The following is a 22633-nucleotide window of genomic DNA, read 5'->3' on the forward strand; positions in this document are numbered from 1 at the left end:
GCGCAGCGGTTCTCGATCTGGAATTCCACTGCTCGGAGATGGTCGTTGTTTGTATCAAGGACAGAACCGCTCCAGGCTTAGAGATGCGGCTCGAACTCGTCCTTCTCGCCGCCGAAGCCGTGCATATAGAGCGCCCATTGCAGGCCAATGACGGCGCCTTTGACCGGCTGCAACAGCGCGACGGCCAGAATAATGGTCAGCGGCACCCAGATCAGCGCGTGCTGCCAGGTCGAAAGCGTGGTGGCGGCCTCCACAGTCATGAAGGCGCCAACCACAATGTGGCCGACGATGACGATCACCAGATAGGCGGGAAGGTCGTCGGCGCGATGGTGATGAAGCTCCTCGCCGCAGACGCCGCATTTGTCGACGGGCTTTGTGAAGGCGCCGAACAGCTTGCCTTCGCCGCAATGCGGGCACCGGCCAAGCATGCCGCGCTTGATTGCCGTCCACAGCGGACGCGCGACGCGGCCCGAATGGTGCTCGCCGCCGAAAACCTGTTCTTCCATGCCCTTCGACATCATCTTCTCCTGCCGCGGGGACCCATGCGCGACTGCGACGCGCGGGCGCGGCCCTTGGTCTTGTGGAACGACCGTCGCGAGCCTGGCAGCGGCTTCGGGTCGCTCAGCATTTCGAAACGCATCGCGCCCGCCATCGGCGCAACCTCGAGCAGCCGCACCTCGACGCGGTCGGCTAGCTGGTAGCCCTTGCCGGTGCGCTCTCCGAACAGCGATCGAGCGGTTTCATCGTAGATATAGTAATCGCCGTCCAAACTTGACACCGGGATGAAACCATCGGCGCCATACTGCGGCAATTGGACAAAGAGTCCCGCCTTGGCGACGCCGGAGATGCGAGCGTCGAAGGTGTCGTTGATGCGCTCGGCGAGATAGGCCGCGATCAGCCGGTCGACCGTGTCGCGTTCGGCCGCCATGGCGCGGCGTTCGGTGGCCGAGATCAGCGCGCCGACCTCTTCCAGGCGATCCGCTTCCTGCTGCGTCAGGCCGCCGGGACCGAGGCCGAGCGCGGCAATCAGTCCGCGATGCACGATGAGATCCGCATAGCGCCGGATCGGCGAGGTGAAATGCGCGTAGCGTCTCAGGTTGAGACCGAAATGGCCGATGTTCTTCGGCGAGTATTCGGCCTGGCTCTGTGAGCGCAGCACCACTTCATTGACCAGCGCCTCGTTGTCGGCGCCGCGCACCCGCTCCAGAATGCCGTTGAACTGCCCGGGCCGCATCTGCGCGCCGCGCGCCAGCGACAGGCCAAGCGTGTGCAGGAACTCGCGCAGCGATTCCTGTTTCGCCAGCGACGGCGCGTCGTGGATGCGATAGACGAGCGGCTCTTTCTTGCCTTCAAGCGTCTCCGCGGCCGCGACATTGGCCTGGATCATGAACTCCTCGATCAGCTTGTGGGCGTCGAGGCGCTCCGGCACGACGACCCGGTCGACGGTGCCGTCGGGCTTGAGCAGGATCTTGCGTTCCGGCAGCTCCAGTTCGAGCGGCTGGCGGCTGTCGCGGCCGCGCTTGAGCACGGCATAGGCATCCCAGAGGGGCTTCAGAACGCCTTCGAGGATCGGCCCCGTCTTGTCGTCGGGCACGCCATCGATCCCCGCCTGCGCCTGCGGGTAGGCGAGCTTGGCCGCCGATTTCATCATGATGCGGTGGAACGAGTGCCTGAGCTTGCGGCCTTCCGCCGAAAAGGTCATGCGCACGGCGATCGCCGGGCGGTCCTCCGCTTCGCGCAGCGAGCAGAGGTCGTTGGAGATGCGCTCGGGCAGCATCGGCACGACGCGGTCCGGGAAATAGACCGAATTGCCACGCTTCAGCGCCTCGCGGTCGAGCGGCGTGCCGTAGCGGACATAGGCCGCGACATCGGCGATTGCCACGGTGACGATGACGCCGCCGGGATTCTTCTTATCCGTATCGGGCGTGGCGAACACCGCGTCGTCATGGTCCTTGGCGTCGGCCGGATCGATGGTAACCAGCGGCAGATCGCGCCAGTCCTCGCGCCCGGCAAGCGAAACCGGCTTCACGGCGTCGGCTTCGGCGATCACATGGGCCGGAAAGACGTGGGGTATGTCGTGGGCGTGGATGGCGATCATCGAGACCGCCTTCTCGCTAGTCAGCGAGCCCAGCACCGCCAGCACCTTGGCCCGCGGCAGGCCGTAGCGCGAAGCGCGCGCCGGCTCGACCTCGACCAGATCGCCATTTTTGGCGCCGTTCTGGAATTCCTTGTCGACGATCAGCTCGGGCTGGCGGCGTTCCACCGGCTCGATGCGAAAGGTGCCGTCCTTCAGCACGCGGAAGACGCCGAGCACGGCTTCGCTGCGCTTCTCGAAAATCTTCATGACCCGCCCGGTATAGGCGGGGCCTGAGGGATCGTCGGTCGGGAAGGTCTTGGCGAGGACGCGGGCGCCGATGCCCGGAACCGGGCCGCTGGCGCCGCGCGAAATGCGGATGGCGATCACGGGCGGCGAGCCCGGGCCGGTGTATTCGCTCGGATGCGCCAGAAGCACACCATCGTTATCGCGGCCGAAAATGTCGAGCACGGCGACATGGGGCAGGGAGCCGGCGCGGGTGAGCCGCTTGCGGTTCCTGGTCAGCAGGCCCTCATCCTGCAGGTCGCGCAGCAGATCCTTGAGCCAGATGCGGTCCTCGCCGCGCAGCGCGAACGCCTTGGCGATGTCGCGTTTTCCGGAGCGGTCGGGGTTCTCAGCGATGTAGCGCAGGATTTCGTCGCGCGAGGGCCGGTAGTCATCCTTGACCACCTTCGCCCTGGTGTCGGCGCTGCGCGGATCGCCGTGACTTCTTCCGGAGATCCTGCGCGCCACGTCGTGCTATCCTTTCTTTGCCGCCCGGCGGAACGGCTTCTTGCCGCCTCCGCCCTTGGCTTCCTTCTCAGCAATCAGGGCGATTGCCTCGTCCATCGTCACCGATTGCGGATCCTTGCCCTTGGGCAGCGTGGCATTGACCTTGCCGTAATTGACGTAGGGTCCGTAGCGGCCGTCGCGCACGACGATCTTGCCGCCGCCGTCGGGATGCTCGCCCAGTTCCTTCAACGCAGCCGGCGTGCTCCCGTTGCGGCCGCCCTTGCCCTTCTGCTGCTTCTCGGCGATCACCGAAACGGCGCGGTTCAGGCCGATCGAGAACACGTCCTCGATGCTTTCGAGATTGGCGTAGGTGCCGTCGTGCAGCACGAAGGGTCCGTACCGCCCAAGACCGGCCGAGATCATCTTGCCGGTTTCCGGATGCTTACCGACATCGCGCGGCAATGCCAGCAGCGCCAGCGCCTTCTCATGGTCGATCGACTCGGCGGTCCAGCCCTTGGGCAGGCTCGAGCGCTTAGCGTCCTTGCCTTCGCCGCGCTGGATGTAGGGGCCGAAGCGGCCGCTCCGGAGCGTGATCTCCTCGGCGGTGTATGGATCCTTGCCGAGTAGCTTGACGCCGTCGTCGCCGTTGCCGTTCTCGCCGTTGGGATTGGCGGCGTCGCCAAGCTGGCGGGTATAGGAGCATTCCGGATAATTCGAGCAGCCGACAAAGGCGCCGAACTTACCGAGCTTCAGCGACAGGTTGCCGGTGCCGCATTTCGGGCAGACGCGCGGGTTTGAGCCGTCCTCCCGCGCGGGGAACACCAGCGGCGCCAGCTCGTCGTTGAGCGCATCGAGCACGTCTGAGACGCGCAGTTCCTTGATGTCGTCGACGGCGCCCGAAAAATCCTTCCAGAAGTCGCGCAGCACGTCCTTCCAGGCGAGCTTGCCGTCGGAGATCTCGTCGAGCTTTTCCTCGAGCGAGGCTGTGAAGTCATATTCGACATAGCGCTCGAAGAAGCTTTCGAGGAAGGCCGACAGCAGCCGGCCCTTGGCCTGCGGCACCAGCTTGCGCCGGTCGATGGCGACGTAGTCGCGGTCCTCAAGCGTCTTCAGGATCGCCGTGTAGGTCGACGGCCGGCCAATGCCGAGCTCTTCCAGCTTCTTGATCAGCGACGCCTCGGAATAGCGCGGCGGCGGCTCGGTCGTGTGCTGGGTGGCGTTGATCGCCTCGCGGGCAAGCTGCTCGCCGGCGCGGATCTCGGGCAGGCGGCGGCTTTCCTCGTCCTCCGCGTCCTCGTCCTTCTGGTCGGTGTAGGCGGCGATGAAGCCGTCGAAGCGGATGACCGAGCCGACCGCGCGAAGCTCGGCGGTGCGGGCGCCGTTGACCGCCTCGATCTCGACCGTGGTGCGCTCGATCTCGGCCGGCTGCATCTGGCTGGCGATCGCGCGCTTCCAGATCAGCTCATAGAGGCGCGCCTGATCGGCATCGAGATATTGCCTGACCGATGCCGGCGTGCGCTTGAAATCGGTAGGGCGGATCGCCTCATGCGCTTCCTGGGCGTTCTTGGCCTTGACCGAATAATAGCGTGGGTTTTCGGGCAGGTATTTCGCGCCGAACTCGCTGGCGATGGCATCGCGCGCCGCGGTGATCGCCTCCGGCGCCATCTGCACGCCGTCGGTTCGCATATAGGTGATGAGGCCGGCGGTCTCGCCGCCGACATCCATGCCTTCGTAAAGCTTCTGCGCCACCTGCATGGTGCGGTTGGCCGAGAAGCCGAGCCGCGAGGAGGCGGCCTGCTGCAGCGTCGAGGTGGTGAAGGGCGGGCCCGGATTGCGCTTGGTGGGCTTGGCTTCGACCGACAGCGCCTTGAAGGTCGCACCTTCGAGCATCGCCTTGATGTCGTCGGCCTGGGCCTTGTTGGCGATGTCGAGCTTCTGCAGCTTCTTGCCGGCATAGGCGGTCAGCCGCGCCTCGAAACTGTCGTTGCGCGGCGTGTTGAGGATGGCGGCGATCTGCCAGTATTCCTCGCGGACGAAGCGCTCGATCTCGGATTCGCGGTCGCAGACCAGCCGCAGCGCCACCGACTGCACGCGCCCGGCGGAACGGGCGCCCGGCAGCTTGCGCCACAGCACCGGCGAGAGGGTGAAGCCGACGAGATAGTCGAGCGCGCGGCGCGCGAGATAGGCGTCCACCAGCGGCGCATCGATCTGGCGCGGATTGGCCATGGCCTCCATTACCGAGGTCTTTGTTATGGCGTTGAAGACGACGCGGCTGACCGGCTTGTCCTTCAGCGCGCGCTTCTGCCTCAGCACTTCCAGCACATGCCAGGAAATCGCCTCGCCCTCGCGATCCGGGTCGGTGGCGAGGATCAGCCCGTCGGCGTCCTTGACCGCCTTGGCGATGTCGGCGAGGCGCTTGCCGGAGGCGGTGTCTACCGACCAGGACATGGCGAAGTCCTCGTCCGGGCGCACCGAGCCGTCCTTGGCCGGCAGATCGCGGACATGGCCGAACGAGGCCAGGACCTTATAGTTCTTGCCCAGATATTTGTTGATTGTCTTCGCCTTGGCCGGCGATTCGACGACGACGACGTCCATGAGGTCTCTTATCAGCTGTGAGGCGGCGGAAGAGCTCCGCGGCGCACGACGAAATCCCACTCTTTTCGTCGCTCACATGGCCGTGCTTTTGCAATCGGTCAAGGGGACAGGCCCAATTTGCGAACTGGCCGACAGCGATACACTCTTAGAGTGTATGGCGGAGAACACATTTTTTGGCGCACCGACGGATCGTGTCTTGGTTCGGTCTTTTACCGAGGGGAGTCGCCGACAGAACCAGCATCGGCCCGGCGGTACGCGGACGGCACGCGGCACTGGCGCGCCATCCATTGAACGCGCAGCGGCCGCCGCTTCTTCCTCGGCTAGCGACCACGCGCCACACAATGGTGATTGGCACGAGGGCGCCGGCATCGCTATATCGGCGCCAGCACAACCGGGGCATCGTGAAATGGCATTGGACATCGGCTATGTCAGCGCGGTCGGAGCAGGGGCGATCTCGTTCCTGTCGCCGTGCGTGCTGCCGCTGGTGCCGCCTTATCTTTGCTACATGGCCGGCGTTTCGGTCGACGATTTCCGCGGCAACGCCGGCGCGACGGCGCGCGAAGGCGCACGTGGCGCGCTGCTCTATGCCTCTGTTGCCTTCGTGCTCGGCTTCTCGACCGTCTTCGTCGCGCTTGGCGCCGGCGCCTCGACGATCGGCCGGCTGCTGCGCGTCTGGCAGGAACCGCTGGCGATGGTGGCCGGCGCGCTGATCATCATCATGGGCCTGAATTTCCTCGGCATCGTGCGCATCCCGCTCTTGTCGCGCGAGGCGCGCTTCCAGTCGCAGGGCAAGCCGGCCAGCATGATCGCCGCCTATGTCATGGGGCTGGCCTTTGCCTTCGGCTGGACGCCCTGCATCGGCCCGGTGCTGGGGCCGATCCTGACTTTAGCCGGCGGCCGCGAGACGGTGGGCGAGGGCGCGCTGCTGCTCGCCGCCTATTCGCTCGGGCTCGGCATCCCCTTCCTGATCGCGGCGCTGTTTTCCGGCGCCTTCATGCGCTTCTTGGGAAAATTCCGCGTCCATCTCGGTCGCGTGGAAAAAGCGATCGGCGCGCTGCTCGTCGTCGCCGGCGTGTTTTTTCTCACCGGTGGCGTGCAGAGCGCATCCTACTGGCTGCTGGAAAACTTCCCGGCGCTCGGGCGGCTCGGGTGATCTGCCACTTCGTGCACAGGATCGAATTGTGGACCCGCCGATCAAGAGTCCAGGTGATCCGCTGTCTCACCGGAATTTAACCGCATTGGTGCAGCATCACGCCGCTGCTAGCATGCGATGATTTGAATCCCTTCATACGGTTGCCCTATGAGCCAGAGATCCTGCCTGTCCGTCATCCTCGCCGCCGGCGAAGGTACGCGCATGAAGAGCGCGATGCCCAAGGTGCTGCACGCCATTGCCGGCCTGCCGATGGTGGCTCATGTGGTGAAGGCCGCTGAGGCCGCCGGGGCAACGGGTCTGGCGCTGGTGATCGGCCACGGCGCCGACGAGATGCGGAAGGCGGTGCAGAAATTCGCGCCGAAAGCCGAGACCTTCGTGCAGGAGAAGCGGCTCGGCACGGCCCATGCGGTGCTTGCCGCGCGCGAAGCGATAGCGAAGGGCTACGACGACATCCTCGTCATGTTCGGCGACACGCCGCTGATCGATGCGGCAGCGCTGGCTGCCGCGCGGCAGAAGCTGGCGGAGGGTGCTGCCGTTGCGGTGATCGGCTTCCGCCCGCCCAATCCGACGGGATACGGCCGGCTGATCGAGAAGGGCGGGCGTCTCGTCGCCATCAGGGAGGAGAAGGACTGCTCCGAGGCGGAAAAAAAGCTCGGCTTCTGCAATGCCGGGATGATGGCGGTGGCCGGCAACCAGGCGCTTCGGCTGCTCGACAAGGTCGGCAACAACAATGCCAAGGGCGAGTTCTATCTCACCGACATCGTCGAGCTCGCCGGCGCGGACGGGCTCGATGTGGTGGCCACGGAGGCGAGCTTCGAAAGCGCGCTCGGCATCAACAACCGGGCCGAGCTCGCCGAGGCGGAAGCTATCTGGCAGGCGCGCCAGCGGCGCGAGGCGATGCTTGCCGGCGTGACGCTGATCGCGCCTGAAACCGTCTACTTCTCGCACGACACCGAGATCGGTGCCGATACGATTGTCGAGCCGCATGTCTGGTTCGGCCCGGGCGTCAAGATCGCTTCAGGGGCGAAAATCCACGCCTTCAGCCATATCGAAGGCGCCACGATCGCTTCCAATTGCGATGTCGGGCCGTTCGCGCGGCTGCGGCCGGGCGCCGATCTGCGGCAAAAGGCCAAGGTCGGCAATTTCTGCGAGGTCAAGCAGGCAACGATCGAGGAAGGCGCCAAGGTCAACCACCTGACTTATATCGGCGACGCGCGGGTCGGTGCTGGGGCGAATATCGGCGCTGGCACCATCACCTGCAACTATGACGGCTTTTCCAAATTCTTCACCGATATCGGCGAGGGCGCGTTCGTCGGCTCCAACTCCGCGCTGGTGGCGCCGGTCACGATCGGCAAGGGTGGCTACATCGCTTCGGGCAGCGTGATCACCGAGAGCGTGCCCGACGATGCGCTGGCCTTCGGCCGCGCCCGCCAAAAGACGCTGCCCAGAAAAGGCAAGGAATTGCGCGAGCGCTTCGCGTCGGCGGCCGCGGCGAAGAAAAGAGCCGCGGAATGATCGTCAAAGGACGTTTGCTGGGCCGGCGCCGCTGGCGCCAACCATAAGATCGAGCACCGCGCCGCGAAAAACCAACCATTTGCAGTAACCGGATTGCAAGCGCGGCGTGTCATGGTGCATCAGTCGTAAAACCGTTCCGGGTGACACCGAACGAAACGCAAAGTGACTTTCGCGGCAGGCCGGCCATCCGTAAATAGCGCTGGGTTTTCGCGGGGAATCGGGGGCAGCGTATGTGCGGTATCGTTGGAATTGTCGGCCATTCACAGGTCGCGCCGCTGATCGTCGATGCGCTGAAGCGGCTCGAATATCGCGGCTATGACTCGGCCGGCGTCGCCACCATCGAGAATGGCACGCTCGGCCGCCGCCGCGCAGAAGGCAAGCTCATCAATCTCGAACGCCGGCTGAAAGAAGATCCGCTGGAAGGCACGATCGGCATCGGCCATACCCGCTGGGCGACCCATGGCGTGCCGAACGAGACCAATGCGCATCCGCATTTTTCCGAAGGCGTCGCGATTGTCCACAACGGCATCATCGAGAACTTCGCCGAGCTGCGCGACGAGCTCTCCCGCGATGGCTACAAATTCGCCTCTCAGACGGACACCGAGGTCGTCGCGCATCTGGTCGCGCGGGAGCTCGCCAAGGGGCTGAAGCCGGTCCAGGCAGCGCACCAGGCGCTGAAGCGGCTCTCGGGCGCGTTTGCGCTGGCGATCATGTTCAAGGGCGACGAGGATCTGATCGTCGGCGCCCGCAACGGTCCGCCGCTTGCCGTCGGCCATGGCGACGGCGAGATGTTTTTGGGCTCGGACGCGATCGCGCTGGCGCCTTTCACCAACGCAGTCACCTATCTCGAAGATGGCGACTGGGCGGAAGTGCGTCGCAACAGCGTCACCATCTATGACGCCGACGGCAACAAGGTCGACCGCAAGCGCCAGCAGTCGCTCTCGACCAGCTTCATGGTCGACAAGGGCAACCGCCGCCATTTCATGGAAAAGGAAATCCATGAGCAGCCGGAGGTGATCTCGCACACGCTGGCGCATTATGTCGATTTCGTCTCCGGCGTGTCGAGGCCGCTCGATCTGCCCTTCGACTTTGCCAAGATCGGCCGGTTGGCGCTCTCGGCCTGCGGCACCGCCTATCTGGCCGGGCTGATCAGCAAATACTGGTTCGAGCGCTATGCGCGGCTGCCGGTCGACATCGACGTCGCCTCGGAATTCCGTTACCGCGAGATGCCGTTGTCCGGGAACGACGCGGCGTTCTTCATATCGCAGTCGGGCGAGACCGCCGACACGCTGGCTTCCCTGCGCTACTGCCGCCAGGCCGGCATGAAGATCGGCGCGGTGGTCAATGTGCGCGAATCGACCATGGCGCGCGAATCCGACGTCGTGCTGCCGACGCTTGCCGGGCCGGAGATCGGCGTCGCCTCGACGAAGGCTTTCACCTGCCAGCTCTCCGTGCTGGCCTCGCTCGCAGTGCGGGCCGGCGTGGCGCGCGGGACGATCTCGCGCGATGAGGAGAAGCGGCTGGTGCGCGAGCTTTCCGAGGCGCCGCGCTTTGCCACACAGGTGCTGAAGCTCGACGAGCAGATCGAACGCATCTCGCGTGATCTGTCCCGCTACAAGGATGTGCTCTATCTCGGCCGCGACACCAATTTTCCACTAGCCATGGAAGGGGCGCTGAAGCTCAAGGAAATCTCCTACATCCACGCCGAAGGCTATGCCGGCGGCGAGCTGAAGCATGGACCGATCGCGCTGATCGACGAAAACATGCCGGTTATCGTGATCGCGCCGCATGACCGCATCTTCGAAAAGACGGTTTCCAACATGCAGGAAGTCGCGGCGCGCGGCGGCAAGATCATCCTGATCACCGACGCCAAGGGCGCGGCCCAGGCCGGCATCAAGTCGATGGAGACGATCATCCTGCCCGAAGTACCTGAGATCATCGCGCCGATCATCTACGCGCTGCCGATCCAGATGCTCGCCTATTTCACCGCAGTGTTCATGGGCACCGATGTCGACCAGCCGCGCAATCTGGCGAAATCGGTCACGGTGGAATAGCACTGTCACTGCTTCTTTTGGGCACCGTAGTTCGAAGTATGGCTTGCCGATGGCCCTTTCACTCCTCGAGGGGCGTCGCGGAATGGATCCTGGGTCTACGCCGCGTCGCTTCGCTCCTTGCTCCGCGCGTGGATGACGAAGGGAAGGGGTGTTGCAGCCAGTCGCGAACGCAGGAGCTTCCATTTGGAACGCTGAAAGCCGCTTCATAGAGAGCGCTCTTTAAAAACTTCGCAGTTCCAAACCGAATTGCGGTTCACTAAAGTTCAACCGCAATCTGCGCCGCGGTGATCCTATGTCCGACGCCCTGAAGACCTCTGGCATGACCCGGCTCAGGAATTATTTCCTGACGGGCTTCATCGTCTGCGCGCCGCTGGCGATCACCGCCTATATCGCCTGGTCGCTCATCGGCTGGGTCGATTCCTGGGTGAAGCCCTACATTCCCGCCCGCTACAACCCCGACACCTATCTGCCGTTTCCGGTCCCCGGTTTCGGGCTGATCGTGGCGCTGGTGCTGATCACGTTCATCGGTTTCATGACGGCCAACATCGTCGGCCGCGCAATCGTCAATTTCGGCGAGCGGCTGCTTGGCCGCATGCCGCTGGTGCGCGGCATCTACCGCTCCCTGAAGCAGATTTTCGAGACGGTGCTGTCGAACAAGGGCGACATGTTCCGCCAGGTCGGGCTGGTCGAATATCCGCGCAAGGGAGTCTGGTCGCTGGTCTTCGTCGCCAGCGAGAAGGAAACCGAGATCAACCAGAAGCTCGACCAGGAAGGCGATCCGTTGATCGCGGTGTTCATGCCCTGCACGCCGAACCCGACCACAGGCTTCCTGATGTATGTTTATAAATCCGAGATCGTGCTGCTCGACATGACGATCGAGGACGGCGCCAAGCTGATCGTTTCGGCCGGCATGGTGGCGCCGGAGGTCAAGGCCAAGCTGGTGACGCTGAACGGCGAGCCGATCGAAGGGCCGCTTGCCAATCCGGCGCTGGGCGCGGCTCAGCCGGCGCGCAGCAGCCGCACCGCCTCGTCGCGCCCGAACAGGTAGAGCAACAGCCGCAGCGCCTCGCCGCGCCCAGACTGCAATTCGGGGTCGCGCGACAGGATCAGCCTTGCGTCGTCGCGGGCGGCTTCCAGCAGGTCGGCATGGAACTCGATGCGCGCGACCTGGAAACCTGGCGTGCCGGACTGGCGGGTGCCCAGCAGTTCGCCTTCGCCGCGCAGCTTCAGATCCTCCTCGGCTATGCGGAAGCCGTCCGCCGTCTCGCGCATCACTGACAGCCGGCGCTTCGCCGTCTCACCGAGCGGATCCTTGTAGAGCAGCACGCAGGACGAGGGCTTGTCGCCGCGCCCGACCCGGCCGCGCAACTGGTGCAACTGGGCAAGGCCGAAGCGCTCGGCATGCTCGATGACGATGATCGTGGCGTCCGGCACGTCGACGCCGACCTCGATGACGGTGGTGGCGATCAATATGCGCGTTTCGCCCTGCTTGAAGGCGCGCATCGCATCGTCCTTCTCTGCCCCTTTCATGCGGCCATGGACGAGGCCGATCTGTTCGCCGAAGTGCGGCTTCAGCGAAGCGAAGCGGTCTTCCGCCGACATCAGCTTGATCTCTTCGGATTCCTCGACCAGCGGACAGATCCAGTAGATCTTCTGACCCTCGGCGACGGCGTCGACCATGCGCCCGACCAACTCGTCCAGCCGCTCCATTGGCAAAGTGACGGTGCGTATCGGCTGGCGGCCCGCCGGCTTTTCGGTGAGCTTCGAGACATCCATGTCGCCGAAGGCGGTCAGCACCAGCGTGCGCGGAATGGGCGTCGCCGTCATCACCAGCATATCGGGCGCGTCGCCTTTGGCGGTGATGGCGAGACGCTGGTGGACACCGAAGCGGTGCTGCTCGTCGACGACGGCAAGCACGAGGTCGTGGAAGGTCACCGTCTCCTGGAACAGCGCGTGCGTGCCGACGACGATGTCGATCGCACCGCTGGCGAGGCCTTCCAGTGTTTCGGCGCGTTCGCGGCCCTTCTCGCGGCCGGTAAGGACGGCGACGCTGAGGCCGGCTTTTTCCGCCAGCGGGGCGATGGTCGCCAGATGCTGCCGCGCCAGGATTTCGGTCGGCGCCATCAGCGCAGCCTGGCCGCCTGCCTCGACCGCGCGCCCCATGGCAAGCAGCGCGACCACCGTCTTGCCGGAGCCGACATCGCCCTGCAGCAGACGCAGCATGCGTTCGGGGTCGGCCAGGTCGGCGTTGATTTCGCCGAGCGCGAATTCCTGGCTGGGGGTGAGCTTGTAGGGCAGGGCAGCGCGCAGTTTCTCGACAACGCGCCCGTCGCCGACCAGCGGCCGGCCCGAAAGGCGGCGGATTCTGGCGCGCACCAGCGCCAGCGACACCTGCCCTGCCAGGAGCTCGTCATAGGCCAGGCGCCGCCAGGCCGCACCCTCGACGGCAACGTCGATCGGGTCCTTGGGATAGTGGATGCGGGCGAGCGCATCGCCGAAGGACGGAAAGGTGTGGCGGCGCATGAAGGCGTCGTCCTGCCATTCCGGCAGTTCCGGCAAGCGGCCGAGCGCCTGTCCGATGGCGCGGCGCAGCACTTTTGCGGACAGGCCGGCGGTTAGCGGATAGACGGGCTCGACCAGCGGCAGGCCCTCGGCCTCGTCGAGCGGCGCGATCTGGTCGGGATGAACCATGGTCGGGCGGCCGTTGAACCATTCCATGCGGCCGGAGATTACGACGCGCTCGCCCTCAGGCAGCATCTTCTGCAGATAGGCGGCATGGGCATGGAAGAAGGTCAAGGCGATCTCGCCGGTGTCGTCATGGGCGTAGACCCGGTAGGGCACGGACCTGTTGCCGCGCGGCGGCGGCTGGTGGCGGTCGACCCGTACGTCGAGTGTTACGATCTGGCCTTCGGCCGACAGCGCGATCCCAGGCCGGTTGCGGCGGTCGATAACTGTGTTGGGCAGCACGAACAGAAGATCGGCGGCGCGCGCGGCGCGGTCGCCGAGATCGGCCGGCACGACACGTTCGATCATGGTCCCGACCTTCTGACCCACGCCGGCGAGCGAGGTGATCGGGACGAACAGGGGATCGAGGATGGAAGGACGCATCTCGTCAGCTTATGTCGCGGAGGCCGCAGCGCAAAGGCTGACACCAATCGCTATCCACGCTATATGCGCCGCTTCGAACAGGGATGCAGCGCGATGACCGAAACACAGCGATCAAGCGAGGGACTGGACGTCCGCTGCCGCAAGCTGCTGTTCCGCTCCTGGCATCGCGGCATGCGCGAGATGGATCTCATCCTGGGATGCTTCGCCGATGCCGAGATCGGCGCCTTGACCGGCGACGAAATCGACCAATATGAAAAGCTCCTCGAAATCCCCGACACCGAATTCCTGCCGATGATCACCGGCGAGCGCCCGGTTCCGCCCGATATCGATTGCACGGTGCTGCAGAAGATCCTGGCGTCGCGCCGGACCATGACATTTTGAAAGAAGCATGAGTCTCATTCCCTCCATTGGCCTGCCGAAGGGCCGCGCCGGCCAGTTCATCGTCGATGGCGTCGCCGACGGTTACGAAGCTTTCGCGCTGGCGCGGACGGCGCAGGAGATCGCGCCCGACAAGCCGGTGCTGTTCGTCGCGCGCGACGGCCAGCGGCTGCCGGCGATCATCGATGCGCTCGCCTTTGCCGCTCCCGGCCTGCCGGTTCTGGAACTGCCTGCCTGGGACTGCCTGCCTTACGATCGTGTCTCGCCGGGCGCGGATGCCGCCGCGCGGCGCCTCGACGCGCTCTCCGCCATCGTTGCGCTGGCGAAAAAGCCGCACCGCGCCGTTATCCTCACGACGGCCAATGCGCTCTTGCAGCGCATTCCGCCGGCCGAACTGATCGAGGCGCAGACCTTCCACGCCAAGCCCGGCAACCAGATCGACATGAACGTGCTGATCGCGCGGCTGGAGAATTCCGGTTTCGAGCGCGTGCCGACCGTGCGCGACGTCGGCGAGTTCGCGGTGCGCGGCGGCATTCTCGACCTCTTCGCGCCCGGCTGGAGCGAGGCGCTGAGGCTCGACTTCTTCGGCGACACGCTGGAATCGATCCGCGTCTTCGACGTGGCGACCCAGCGCACGACCGGCCAGCGCAAGTCGATGGCGCTGCAGGCGATGAGCGAGGTGGCGCTGACGCCGGAAACGATCAGCCGCTTCCGCCGCTCCTATATCGAAGCCTTCGGCGCGCCGTCGCGCGACGATGCGCTCTATGCAGCCGTCAGCGAAGGACGGCGCTTTGCCGGCATGGAGCACTGGCTGCCTTTCTTCTACGAGCAACTGGAGACGGTGTTCGACTATCTGCCGGACGCGCCTGTCATCTTCGATCATCTCGCGCATGAGGCGCTGGCCGAGCGCCATATGCTGATCCTCGATCACTATGAGGCGCGGCGGAAGCAGGCTGACGGCGCGCTGAAAGATGCCGTGCCCTATAAGCCGGTGGCGCCGGATCTGCTCTATCTCTCGCCGGAAAATCTCAAAGCCTCGCTCGGACCGCGCGAGGACATTGATTTCACCGTCTTCGACGCACCCGATGTCGGCGGCAAGAAGGTCTTCCATGCGGGCTCGCGGCAAGGCCGCAGCTTCGCCGAGGAGCGCGCCGACCCGAACAGCAATGTCTTCGACGTGGTGGTGAAGCATATTGCCGACGAGCGCGCCGCGCGCCGCCGCGTCATCGTCGCCGGCTGGACCGAGGGGTCGCTCGACCGCCTCGGCCAGATCCTCGCCGAGCATCATCTCGGCAACATGAAACCGGTGGCGACTCTTTCCGAGGTCGAAAAGCTCGAGCCGGGGCAGGCCGGTCTTGCCGTGCTGCCGCTCGAATCCGGCTTCGAGACCGACGGGATGGTCGTCGTCGCCGAACAGGACATTCTAGGCGACAGGCTGATCCGCCGCTCCAAGCGCAAAAAGCGTGCCTCCGACTTCATTGCCGAAGCATCGTCGCTGTCATCCGGCGACATCGTCGTTCACGCGGACCACGGCATCGGCCGATTCATTGGTCTGCGCACCATCGAAGCGGTCGGCGCACCGCATGACTGTCTCGAAATCCACTATGCCGGCGACGACCGGCTGTTCCTGCCGGTCGAAAACATCGAGCTCCTCTCACGCTACGGTTCGGATTCGGCGGAAGCGCCACTCGACAAGCTCGGCGGCGGCGCCTGGCAGGCGCGCAAAGCGCGGCTGAAGAAGCGGCTGCTCGACATGGCCGGGCAATTGATCCGCATCGCCGCCGAGCGGCAGATGCGCGCAGCACCCGCCATGATTCCGGCCGACGGCCTTTATGGCGAGTTCGCGGCGCGCTTTCCCTATGAAGAAACCGACGACCAGCAGACGGCAATCGATTCCGTCATGGACGATCTCGGCGCCGGCAAGCCGATGGATCGGCTGGTTTGCGGCGACGTCGGCTTCGGCAAGACGGAAGTGGCGCTGCGCGCCGCCTTCATCGCGGCGATGGAAGGGTTCCAGGTCGCCGTCGTGGTGCCGACGACGCTGCTGTCGCGGCAGCATTTCAAGACCTTCTCGCAACGCTTTTCCGGCCTGCCGATCCGCGTCGCGCAGGCATCGCGCCTGGTCGGCTCCAGGGAACTGGCCGAGACCAAGAAGGGCGTCGCCGACGGCACGGTCGACATCGTCGTCGGCACGCACGCGCTGCTCGGTAGCTCGATCTCCTTCAAAAATCTCGGCCTGCTGATCATCGACGAGGAGCAGCATTTCGGCGTCAAGCACAAGGAGCGGCTGAAGGAGCTCAAGAACGACGTGCATGTGCTGACACTTTCGGCGACGCCGATTCCGCGCACGCTGCAGTTGGCGCTGACCGGTGTTCGCGAGCTGTCGCTGATCGCCACCCCTCCGGTCGACCGCATGGCGGTGCGCACTTTCATCTCGCCCTTCGATCCGCTGGTCATCCGCGAGACGCTGCTGCGCGAGCGCTACCGCGGCGGCCATTCCTTCTATGTCGTGCCGCGTATCAGCGATCTTGCCGAAATCCATGATTTCCTGAGAGAATCCGTGCCGGAGCTGAAAGTAGCGGTCGCCCACGGCCAGATGCCGGCCGGTGAACTCGACGACATCATGAATGCCTTCTATGACGGCCAGTACGACGTGCTTCTGTCGACGACCATCGTCGAATCCGGCCTCGACATTCCGACCGCCAACACGCTGATCATCCACCGAGCCGATATGTTCGGTCTGGCCCAACTCTATCAGTTGCGCGGCCGCGTCGGCCGCTCGAAGGTGCGAGCCTATGCGCTGTTCACGCTGCCGGCCAACCGCAAGCTCACCGATACGGCCGAGCGCAGGCTCAAGGTGCTGCAGTCGCTCGATACGCTCGGCGCTGGTTTCCAACTTGCCAGCCACGACCTCGATATCCGCGGCGCAGGCAATCTCCTCGGCGAGGAACAATCCGGCCACATCAAGGAGGTCGGTTTCGAGCTCTACCAGCAGATGCTGGAGGAAGCGGTGGCCGAAGTGAAGGATTCCGGCGAAGTGCTGGATGGCGGCTGGTCGCCGCAGATCGCGGTGGGCACCGCGGTGATGATCCCGGAGAGCTATGTGCCGGACCTGCAGCTCAGGATGGCGCTCTACCGCCGCCTTGGCGACTTGGAGACCACCGAGGAGATCGACGGCTTCGGCGCCGAGCTGATCGACCGCTTCGGGCCGCTGCCGGAAGAAGTGACGCATCTGTTGAAGATCGTCTTCATCAAGGCGCTTTGCCGCAAGGCCAATGTCGAGAAGCTCGATGCCGGCCCCAAGGGCGTCGTCATCCACTTCCGCAAGCGCGAATTCCCCAATCCGGTCGGACTGGTCAAATTCATCGGCGAGCAGGGCTCGCTGGCCAAGATCAGGGCCGACCACAGCGTCGTCTTCATGCGTGACTGGCCGAATGCCGAGAAGCGGCTGGCCGGCTCGGCTGTTGTCATGACTCAATTGGCGCGGCTGGTCGACAAAGCTGCCTGACGCCTTCACACCGGCATCCGAGCAGTTCAAGGCATTCGCCACTGCTGAAATTCCCGGCTAGAATAGAAAATCGGCTTCGTGTAAGGAGCCGCGACCTCTGATTGGGGTGGGAATGGCGGGCGAGACCGCTCGCCAGTTTGTTTTGACGCAATTCCGGACGTAAACCGTTCACAGTTTTCCTGGAATTGCTCTGAAGAGTTTTGGGTGCAGCGATGACAAAATGGTCGCCGAATTCGTGGAGAGCAAAGCCGATCAAGCAGGTTCCGGCCTATCCGGACCTTGCGGCGCTGGAGGCCACGGAAGCCCGGCTCACCACCTATCCGCCGCTGGTGTTTGCCGGTGAAGCGCGCAAGCTGAAGAAGCAACTGGCGGCGGTCGCCGCCGGCGAGGCCTTCCTGCTCCAGGGCGGCGACTGCGCCGAGAGCTTTGCCGAGCATGGCGCCGACAACATCCGCGACTTCTTTCGCGTCTTCCTGCAGATGTCGGTGGTGCTCACCTTCGCCGGCGCGCAGCCGGTGGTGAAGGTCGGCCGCGTCGCCGGCCAGTTCGCCAAGCCGCGCTCCTCCGACAGCGAGACCAAGGCCGGCGTGACGCTGCCGAGCTATCGCGGCGACATCATCAACGGCATCGAGTTCGACGCCGCGTCGCGCATCCCGGATCCCGCAAGGCAGGAGATGGCGTATCGCCAGTCGGCGGCGACCCTCAATCTCCTGCGCGCCTTCGCGCAAGGCGGCTATGCCAGCCTGGAGAACGTGCATCGCTGGATGCTGGGCTTCGTTGCCGACAGCCCGCAGGGCGAGAAATACGAATCGCTCGCCAACCGCATCACCGAGACGATGGATTTCATGCGCGCGGTGGGCATCACGTCGGAAACCAATTTCGCGCTGCGCGAGACCGATTTCTACACCAGCCACGAGGCGCTGCTGCTCGGCTACGAGGAGGCGCTGACCCGCGTCGATTCGACTTCCGGCGATTGGTACGCGACTTCGGGCCATATGATCTGGATCGGCGACCGCACCCGCCAGCCCGACCATGCGCATGTCGAATATTGCCGCGGCATCGAGAATCCGCTCGGCCTGAAATGCGGTCCGTCGCTGACGCCGGACGGCCTGCTGGAGCTTATCGACCTGCTCAACCCCGAGAATGAGCCCGGACGGCTGACGCTCATCGCGCGGTTCGGCTCCGACAAGGTCGCCGAGCATCTGCCGAAGCTGGTGCGGGCGGTGAAGAAGGAGGGCCGCAACGTGGTGTGGTCTTCCGACCCGATGCATGGCAACACGATCGAGGCGGCCGGCTACAAGACGCGGCCGTTCGACCGTATCCTGAAGGAAGTGCAGACCTTCTTCGAGGTGCACCGCGCCGAAGGCACGCATCCGGGCGGCATCCATGTCGAGATGACCGGCAAGAACGTCACCGAGTGCACCGGCGGCGCCCGGGCCATCACGGCGGAAGACCTGCAGGACCGCTATCACACCCATTGCGATCCGCGCCTCAATGCCGACCAGGCGATCGAACTGGCCTTCCTGGTCTCGGATCTGCTCAAGAAAAGCCATACGATCCAGCACAAGCAAGCCGCCAACGCCTAAGCCGCTTGCCAGCGATCGAACCGGGGCGTCGGACAAAGTCCGACGCCCTTTTCGTTTGGGCCGATCCTGCGAGGCGCCGGCCGCCGAAACCTTACGAAAATTTATAGTTACGCGACCATCGCAAGACCAAGATTGAGGTGGAGGTGTCGCCCGCGGTCGAAAACCGCGCACACGACACAGGTCCCCCATGCGCCACGAGCATGCCATCGTTCATCACCGCGCGATCGACTTCTGGTCGGCGCGGGCGGCGGTGCTTGTCGTCATCTGCCTGCAGCTTCTGGTCATCAACGACCTGTCCTTCGGTCCGCGCTGGCTCGCGCCCGCGATCGAGGCGGCGCTGCTCGTGCCTTTGTCGATCGCAACGGCCTGGACGCAAATGGCGACTCAGAAGGCCGTCGATCACGAGCATTGGTATGCGATCGGCCGGTTTCGCGTCTTCATCCGCCGTACCGCCTTGGTCATGACCGGCGTCATCAGCATCATGAATTGCGGCTCGCTGGTCTTTCTGGTCCAGAAGCTGCTGGCAGGCCATGCCGGCGCCGGCACGACGCTGCTTGTCGACGCGCTCAACATCTGGGTCACCAACGTCATCGTCTTCGCGCTGTGGTTCTGGAGCACCGACCGCGGCGGCCCGCCGACCTGCGGCCTGGTCAATCGCGCGCATGCCGATTTCCTGTTCCCGCAGATGACGCTGTCCGATCGCGAGATCCGCGACTGGCTGCCCGGCTTTGTCGATTACGTGTTCCTGGCCTTCACCAATGCGACGGCGTTCTCGCCGACCGACACATTACCGCTCACTCAGCGCGCCAAGCTCCTGATGATGGCCGAGGCAATGATCTCGCTGCTGACGATCGCGCTGGTCGCCGCGCGTGCGGTCAACATTCTGGCTTAACTAGCGCCCGCGCTCCCAGCGCATATTCGCCAGCCTCGGATCGACAAAGCTCGTCCTTGAGAATTCCAGCCGCCTGTCTGGAAATTCGCAGATTGCCTGGACCCCGAACGAGCCGATGCGGATGCGCCAGGTATGAGGCTCCAGCGGCTTGGCCTTGGCAAAACCGCTGCACGTCAAGAGCGCGATGTTGGCGCCCTTCGGATCGCGCGCCGAGCGGTAGCGGATGGCCTGCATCCCCGCCTCGCGCGCCACGTCGGCGATGGCCTGGCAGGCGGCATAGTCAGTCGGATCCGTCCACGCCTTCTCGTCGCGGTCGAGCGGCGGCCGCGTGAGGTCGACGGCCTTCTCGCATCTGATGGCCGCGGCAAAGGCGGTATATTCGGCCGCGTCGTTCGGCCATTGCGTTTGCGGCGATTCCGCAAAGAACAGCAAGCGGTAGAAGGCCATTTCCGCCACTGCCGTCAGCACCGTCTCGGCGGCGTAGTAGACGCCCTTGGTCTTGCCGGCGCGGCGGAAGCGCGAGCCGTACGGATAAATCGAGCCGTAGCGGAAGGGCGTCGCCAGAAGATAGTGAAGATGGCGGCATTCCAGCGGGATCCGCGGCTTGCTTTCCTCGATGAGGTCTTCGAGCAGGCCCTGCTCGTCGAGCCTGTCGACGAGCTTCAGGGTCGAGACGCGATGCTGCGCCTCGACCATCCGCCAATATTTGCCTTCGAGCCTGAGGGCCTCAGACGAGAGCGCGTCGGGAATCCAGGTAGGCAATGACATCGACAAGTCCGGCAATGGTCAGGATTTTTTCGAGCGGCGTGCCGTCGAGGGCCGTGTTCGGGTTCTTCAGCCATGCCCGGGCGACCGTCTCGTCGCCGCCGACGATGGCGTCGAGCGAGCGGAACAGCCGCACGAACAGCACCGCAAGCTCGAACGGCTTGGTGCCGCGCTCGAGCAGGAACTCCTGCTTGCGCATGCGCGAGACCGTCGCCTCAGAGACGCCGATGACCAGAGCAAGCGTTCGCGCCGTGATCTCGAGCAGGTCGGCCGCGCGCAGCGTGGCCTTGGTGATGACGGCATTTTCTGCCGCCGTCGCGGCAGCGACTGGACGTGGCATGAGCGCACCTTTTCATTTCCGTGGAAAATATAGTCCACAGAAATTCATTTGGAAAGGGTGTCCAATGTGCCCTCAGTCCTTCTTGTAGAGCAGCCAGCCCTTGCCGGCACGGCCGGCCATTGTGGAATGCCTTGTGACGCGGTTGCGGCCGCCGATCTTGGAGCGGTAGAGCGCGCGGTCGGCCTTGGTGTAGAGGTCTTCGGGGGTGTCGGCCTCGGAAGCCATGCAAATGCCCATCGAGACAGTCACCGTGCCATAGTTCATCCCGGTCTGGCTGCTTGTGAACGGCGTCTGTTCGATCAGCACGCGGATGCGCTCGGCGATTTCATAGGTGGTGTCCTCGCTGGCGCCTTCGACGATCAGCGCGAACTCCTCGCCGCCGGTGCGCGCCACGAACATGTCGGCGCGGATGCTGGACTGGAAGATGTCGGCGATGATCTGGATGATCCTGTCGCCGACCGGATGGCCGTAACGGTCGTTGATATCCTTGAAGCGATCGATGTCGGCAAGGATGAGCGCGTTGAAGAGGATACCGCGGTTGCTGTTGTAGATGCGCGTGATTTCCTTGTCGAAGGCGCGGCGATTCCAGATCTGCGTCAGCGGATCGGTATTGGCGAGCCGCTTGTATTCCTCCAACTTCGATTTGACGCTCTCGAGCTCGGCCGTCTTTTCGCTGAGCGTGCTCGCGATCTGGCGGTTGTGGTCCAGCGTCGAGCTGGTGGCGGCAGACATCGCGCCGGCGATCTTTTGCAGCAGATCCTGGGAAAGCAGGCTGCGATTGCTCAGGCCGCTCGACGTCTCGTCGAGGATGCGGCCGTACTTTTCGATATGGCTGCGCTCGCTGCGCAGCAGCGCGGCGACGTCCTCAAGCTCCTTGGCGACCACCTCGCGGGCGTGTTCGACGATCGCAGGCCCGTGGTGCTGCGGGAAGAAGGTGAGTCCGATGCGATCGAGATCCTCTTGCGTCGGGCGGTTGCTCAACGAGACGACAGCGAGGCTGAGCTCGTGATTGCTGCCGCTCAGCGCTTCATAGAAGATTTCGTAGTTGCGCGGCAGGCCGAGCAGGCCGAGCTGGCGCATGGTCGCCACAACGGTGCTGGCGATGTCGCCATTTCTGTCGCTCGGGACGGCTGCCGGCTGCATAGTCTGTTCACTACCCCCTTCAGTGCGCGACCGGAGACCTGCCACCGCCGGGAGCCGCCAATGCGGGGATCGAATCAGAATTGCGATGCTAGGCCGCGTCCCCAACACGACCATCGCCTGCAGGAACCATAAATGCAGCTGCGCTAAAGTTTCCTTAATGGCGGGCGTTTCCAGACCGTTTTTGCTGCTTCAGGTTGCACTGCAGTGCAGGCGCAGCTTTTGAAACGCGCCGCTTCGGTGTCGCATTTGCCTGCGCCGGAAGAGCGCAAAACTGGAATCTTGTGTGGCGCGATCGAGGCGTATGGCGTTGAAGGAGGCCGGGGATGGGCGAAAATCACACGGGATCGTGCCTGTGCGGAGCGGTGCGCTTCACGACGAGAGGAGCGTTGCGCGGGGTGGTCTATTGCCACTGCTCGCAGTGCCGCAAGCAAACAGGCCATTTCGTTGCAGCGACTTCTTCGAGGGACGCCGACATCGACATCGAGGGGGCCGACGCGCTTGCTTGGTACGGCGCGTCCGACATAGCGAAACGCGGTTTTTGCCGCAGCTGCGGCTCGGTGCTGTTCTGGAAGCACAACGAGCTCGACACGATCTCCATCATGGCCGGCTCGTTCGACAAGCCGACCGGGCTTTCGGCCGAAAGCCACATCTTCGTCGGCGACAAGGGCGACTATTATGCAATCGACGACGGCCTGCCGCAGTTCGACAAGTCGACGCCGTCGATAAAGGTCGCGGTCGAGTGACTTTTGGGCCGCCTGCCTTATTCCCTTGATCCGGCTGTTGCGATATC

16 protein-coding genes are annotated in these 22633 nt (G+C 64.4%); 9 read left to right on the forward strand and 7 right to left on the reverse strand.

What is annotated here, in order from left to right:
* Positions 1 to 77 precede the first annotated feature (77 nt).
* The 3 genes from CK222_RS24645 to topA are packed head-to-tail and all read right to left on the reverse strand — an operon-like array spanning position 78 to position 5401.
* Positions 78 to 518 (reverse strand): DUF983 domain-containing protein, encoded by a 441-nt coding sequence (locus CK222_RS24645; RefSeq protein ID WP_095802261.1) that lies wholly within the window; start codon positions 516 to 518, stop codon positions 78 to 80.
* A complete protein-coding gene (gene rnr, locus CK222_RS24650) occupies positions 518 to 2827 on the reverse strand; it encodes a ribonuclease R (protein ID WP_095802208.1) in 2310 nt (769 codons plus the stop codon). The genes CK222_RS24645 and rnr overlap by 1 nt, the downstream gene beginning before the upstream one ends.
* Before the next feature lie 6 nt (positions 2828 to 2833).
* The gene (topA, locus tag CK222_RS24655) at positions 2834 to 5401 is read right to left on the reverse strand and encodes a type I DNA topoisomerase (protein WP_067328149.1); all 2568 of its coding nucleotides are present in this window, start codon (positions 5399 to 5401) and stop codon (positions 2834 to 2836) included.
* A 406-nt stretch (positions 5402 to 5807) separates the two neighbouring features.
* Here topA and CK222_RS24660 point away from each other — a divergent pair, with 406 nt between their 5' ends.
* The 4 genes from CK222_RS24660 to CK222_RS24675 all read left to right on the forward strand — a co-directional run bounded on the left by CK222_RS24660 (position 5808) and on the right by CK222_RS24675 (position 11171).
* A complete protein-coding gene (locus CK222_RS24660; RefSeq protein ID WP_067000319.1) occupies positions 5808 to 6554 on the forward strand; it encodes a cytochrome c biogenesis CcdA family protein in 747 nt (248 codons plus the stop codon).
* A 147-nt stretch (positions 6555 to 6701) separates the two neighbouring features.
* Positions 6702 to 8069: a bifunctional UDP-N-acetylglucosamine diphosphorylase/glucosamine-1-phosphate N-acetyltransferase GlmU gene (gene glmU / locus CK222_RS24665; protein WP_095802209.1), complete on the forward strand. Its 1368-nt coding sequence runs from the start codon at positions 6702 to 6704 to the stop codon at positions 8067 to 8069.
* A 230-nt stretch (positions 8070 to 8299) separates the two neighbouring features.
* A complete protein-coding gene (glmS, locus tag CK222_RS24670; protein WP_095802210.1) occupies positions 8300 to 10123 on the forward strand; it encodes a glutamine--fructose-6-phosphate transaminase (isomerizing) in 1824 nt (607 codons plus the stop codon).
* A gap of 292 nt (positions 10124 to 10415) precedes the next feature.
* A complete protein-coding gene (locus CK222_RS24675) occupies positions 10416 to 11171 on the forward strand; it encodes a DUF502 domain-containing protein (RefSeq protein WP_067000327.1) in 756 nt (251 codons plus the stop codon).
* Here CK222_RS24675 and recG read toward each other — a convergent pair.
* Entirely contained in the window at positions 11123 to 13231 is a 2109-nt protein-coding gene (gene recG, locus CK222_RS24680) for an ATP-dependent DNA helicase RecG (protein ID WP_095802211.1), read from the reverse strand. The two genes, CK222_RS24675 and recG, sit on opposite strands and share 49 nt — an antisense overlap.
* A 93-nt stretch (positions 13232 to 13324) precedes the next feature.
* On the opposite strand from recG, the gene CK222_RS24685 reads away from it, so the two are divergent.
* The 4 genes from CK222_RS24685 to CK222_RS24700 all read left to right on the forward strand — a co-directional run bounded on the left by CK222_RS24685 (position 13325) and on the right by CK222_RS24700 (position 19595).
* Positions 13325 to 13612 carry a succinate dehydrogenase assembly factor 2 gene (locus CK222_RS24685; protein WP_095802262.1) on the forward strand — a complete coding sequence of 96 codons (288 nt, stop codon included), beginning with the start codon at positions 13325 to 13327 and terminating at the stop codon, positions 13610 to 13612.
* 7 nt (positions 13613 to 13619) lie between these two features.
* Entirely contained in the window at positions 13620 to 17117 is a 3498-nt protein-coding gene (mfd, locus tag CK222_RS24690) for a transcription-repair coupling factor (protein ID WP_095802212.1), read from the forward strand.
* A gap of 212 nt (positions 17118 to 17329) precedes the next feature.
* Positions 17330 to 18703 (forward strand): 3-deoxy-7-phosphoheptulonate synthase class II, encoded by a 1374-nt coding sequence (locus CK222_RS24695; RefSeq protein WP_067328161.1) that lies wholly within the window; start codon positions 17330 to 17332, stop codon positions 18701 to 18703.
* A 187-nt stretch (positions 18704 to 18890) separates the two neighbouring features.
* Positions 18891 to 19595 carry a hypothetical protein gene (locus CK222_RS24700; RefSeq protein ID WP_095802213.1) on the forward strand — a complete coding sequence of 235 codons (705 nt, stop codon included), beginning with the start codon at positions 18891 to 18893 and terminating at the stop codon, positions 19593 to 19595.
* On the opposite strand, the gene CK222_RS24705 is transcribed toward CK222_RS24700, so the two are convergent.
* The 3 genes from CK222_RS24705 to CK222_RS24715 all read right to left on the reverse strand — a co-directional run bounded on the left by CK222_RS24705 (position 19596) and on the right by CK222_RS24715 (position 21843).
* On the reverse strand, positions 19596 to 20363 hold the full coding sequence (locus CK222_RS24705) for an RES family NAD+ phosphorylase (RefSeq protein ID WP_095802214.1): 768 nt from the start codon (positions 20361 to 20363) through the stop codon (positions 19596 to 19598).
* Positions 20323 to 20700 carry an antitoxin Xre/MbcA/ParS toxin-binding domain-containing protein gene (locus CK222_RS24710; protein WP_066998964.1) on the reverse strand — a complete coding sequence of 126 codons (378 nt, stop codon included), beginning with the start codon at positions 20698 to 20700 and terminating at the stop codon, positions 20323 to 20325. The genes CK222_RS24705 and CK222_RS24710 overlap by 41 nt, the downstream gene beginning before the upstream one ends.
* 72 nt (positions 20701 to 20772) lie before the next feature.
* A complete protein-coding gene (locus tag CK222_RS24715; RefSeq protein WP_095802215.1) occupies positions 20773 to 21843 on the reverse strand; it encodes a diguanylate cyclase in 1071 nt (356 codons plus the stop codon).
* 323 nt (positions 21844 to 22166) lie between these two features.
* Between CK222_RS24715 and CK222_RS24720 the strand changes: the two genes are divergently transcribed.
* Positions 22167 to 22586 (forward strand): GFA family protein, encoded by a 420-nt coding sequence (locus CK222_RS24720; RefSeq protein WP_095779305.1) that lies wholly within the window; start codon positions 22167 to 22169, stop codon positions 22584 to 22586.
* Positions 22587 to 22633 lie beyond the last annotated feature (47 nt).

Source organism: Mesorhizobium sp. WSM3866, from assembly GCF_002294795.1.
In the GTDB taxonomy this organism is placed as follows: domain Bacteria; phylum Pseudomonadota; class Alphaproteobacteria; order Rhizobiales; family Rhizobiaceae; genus Mesorhizobium.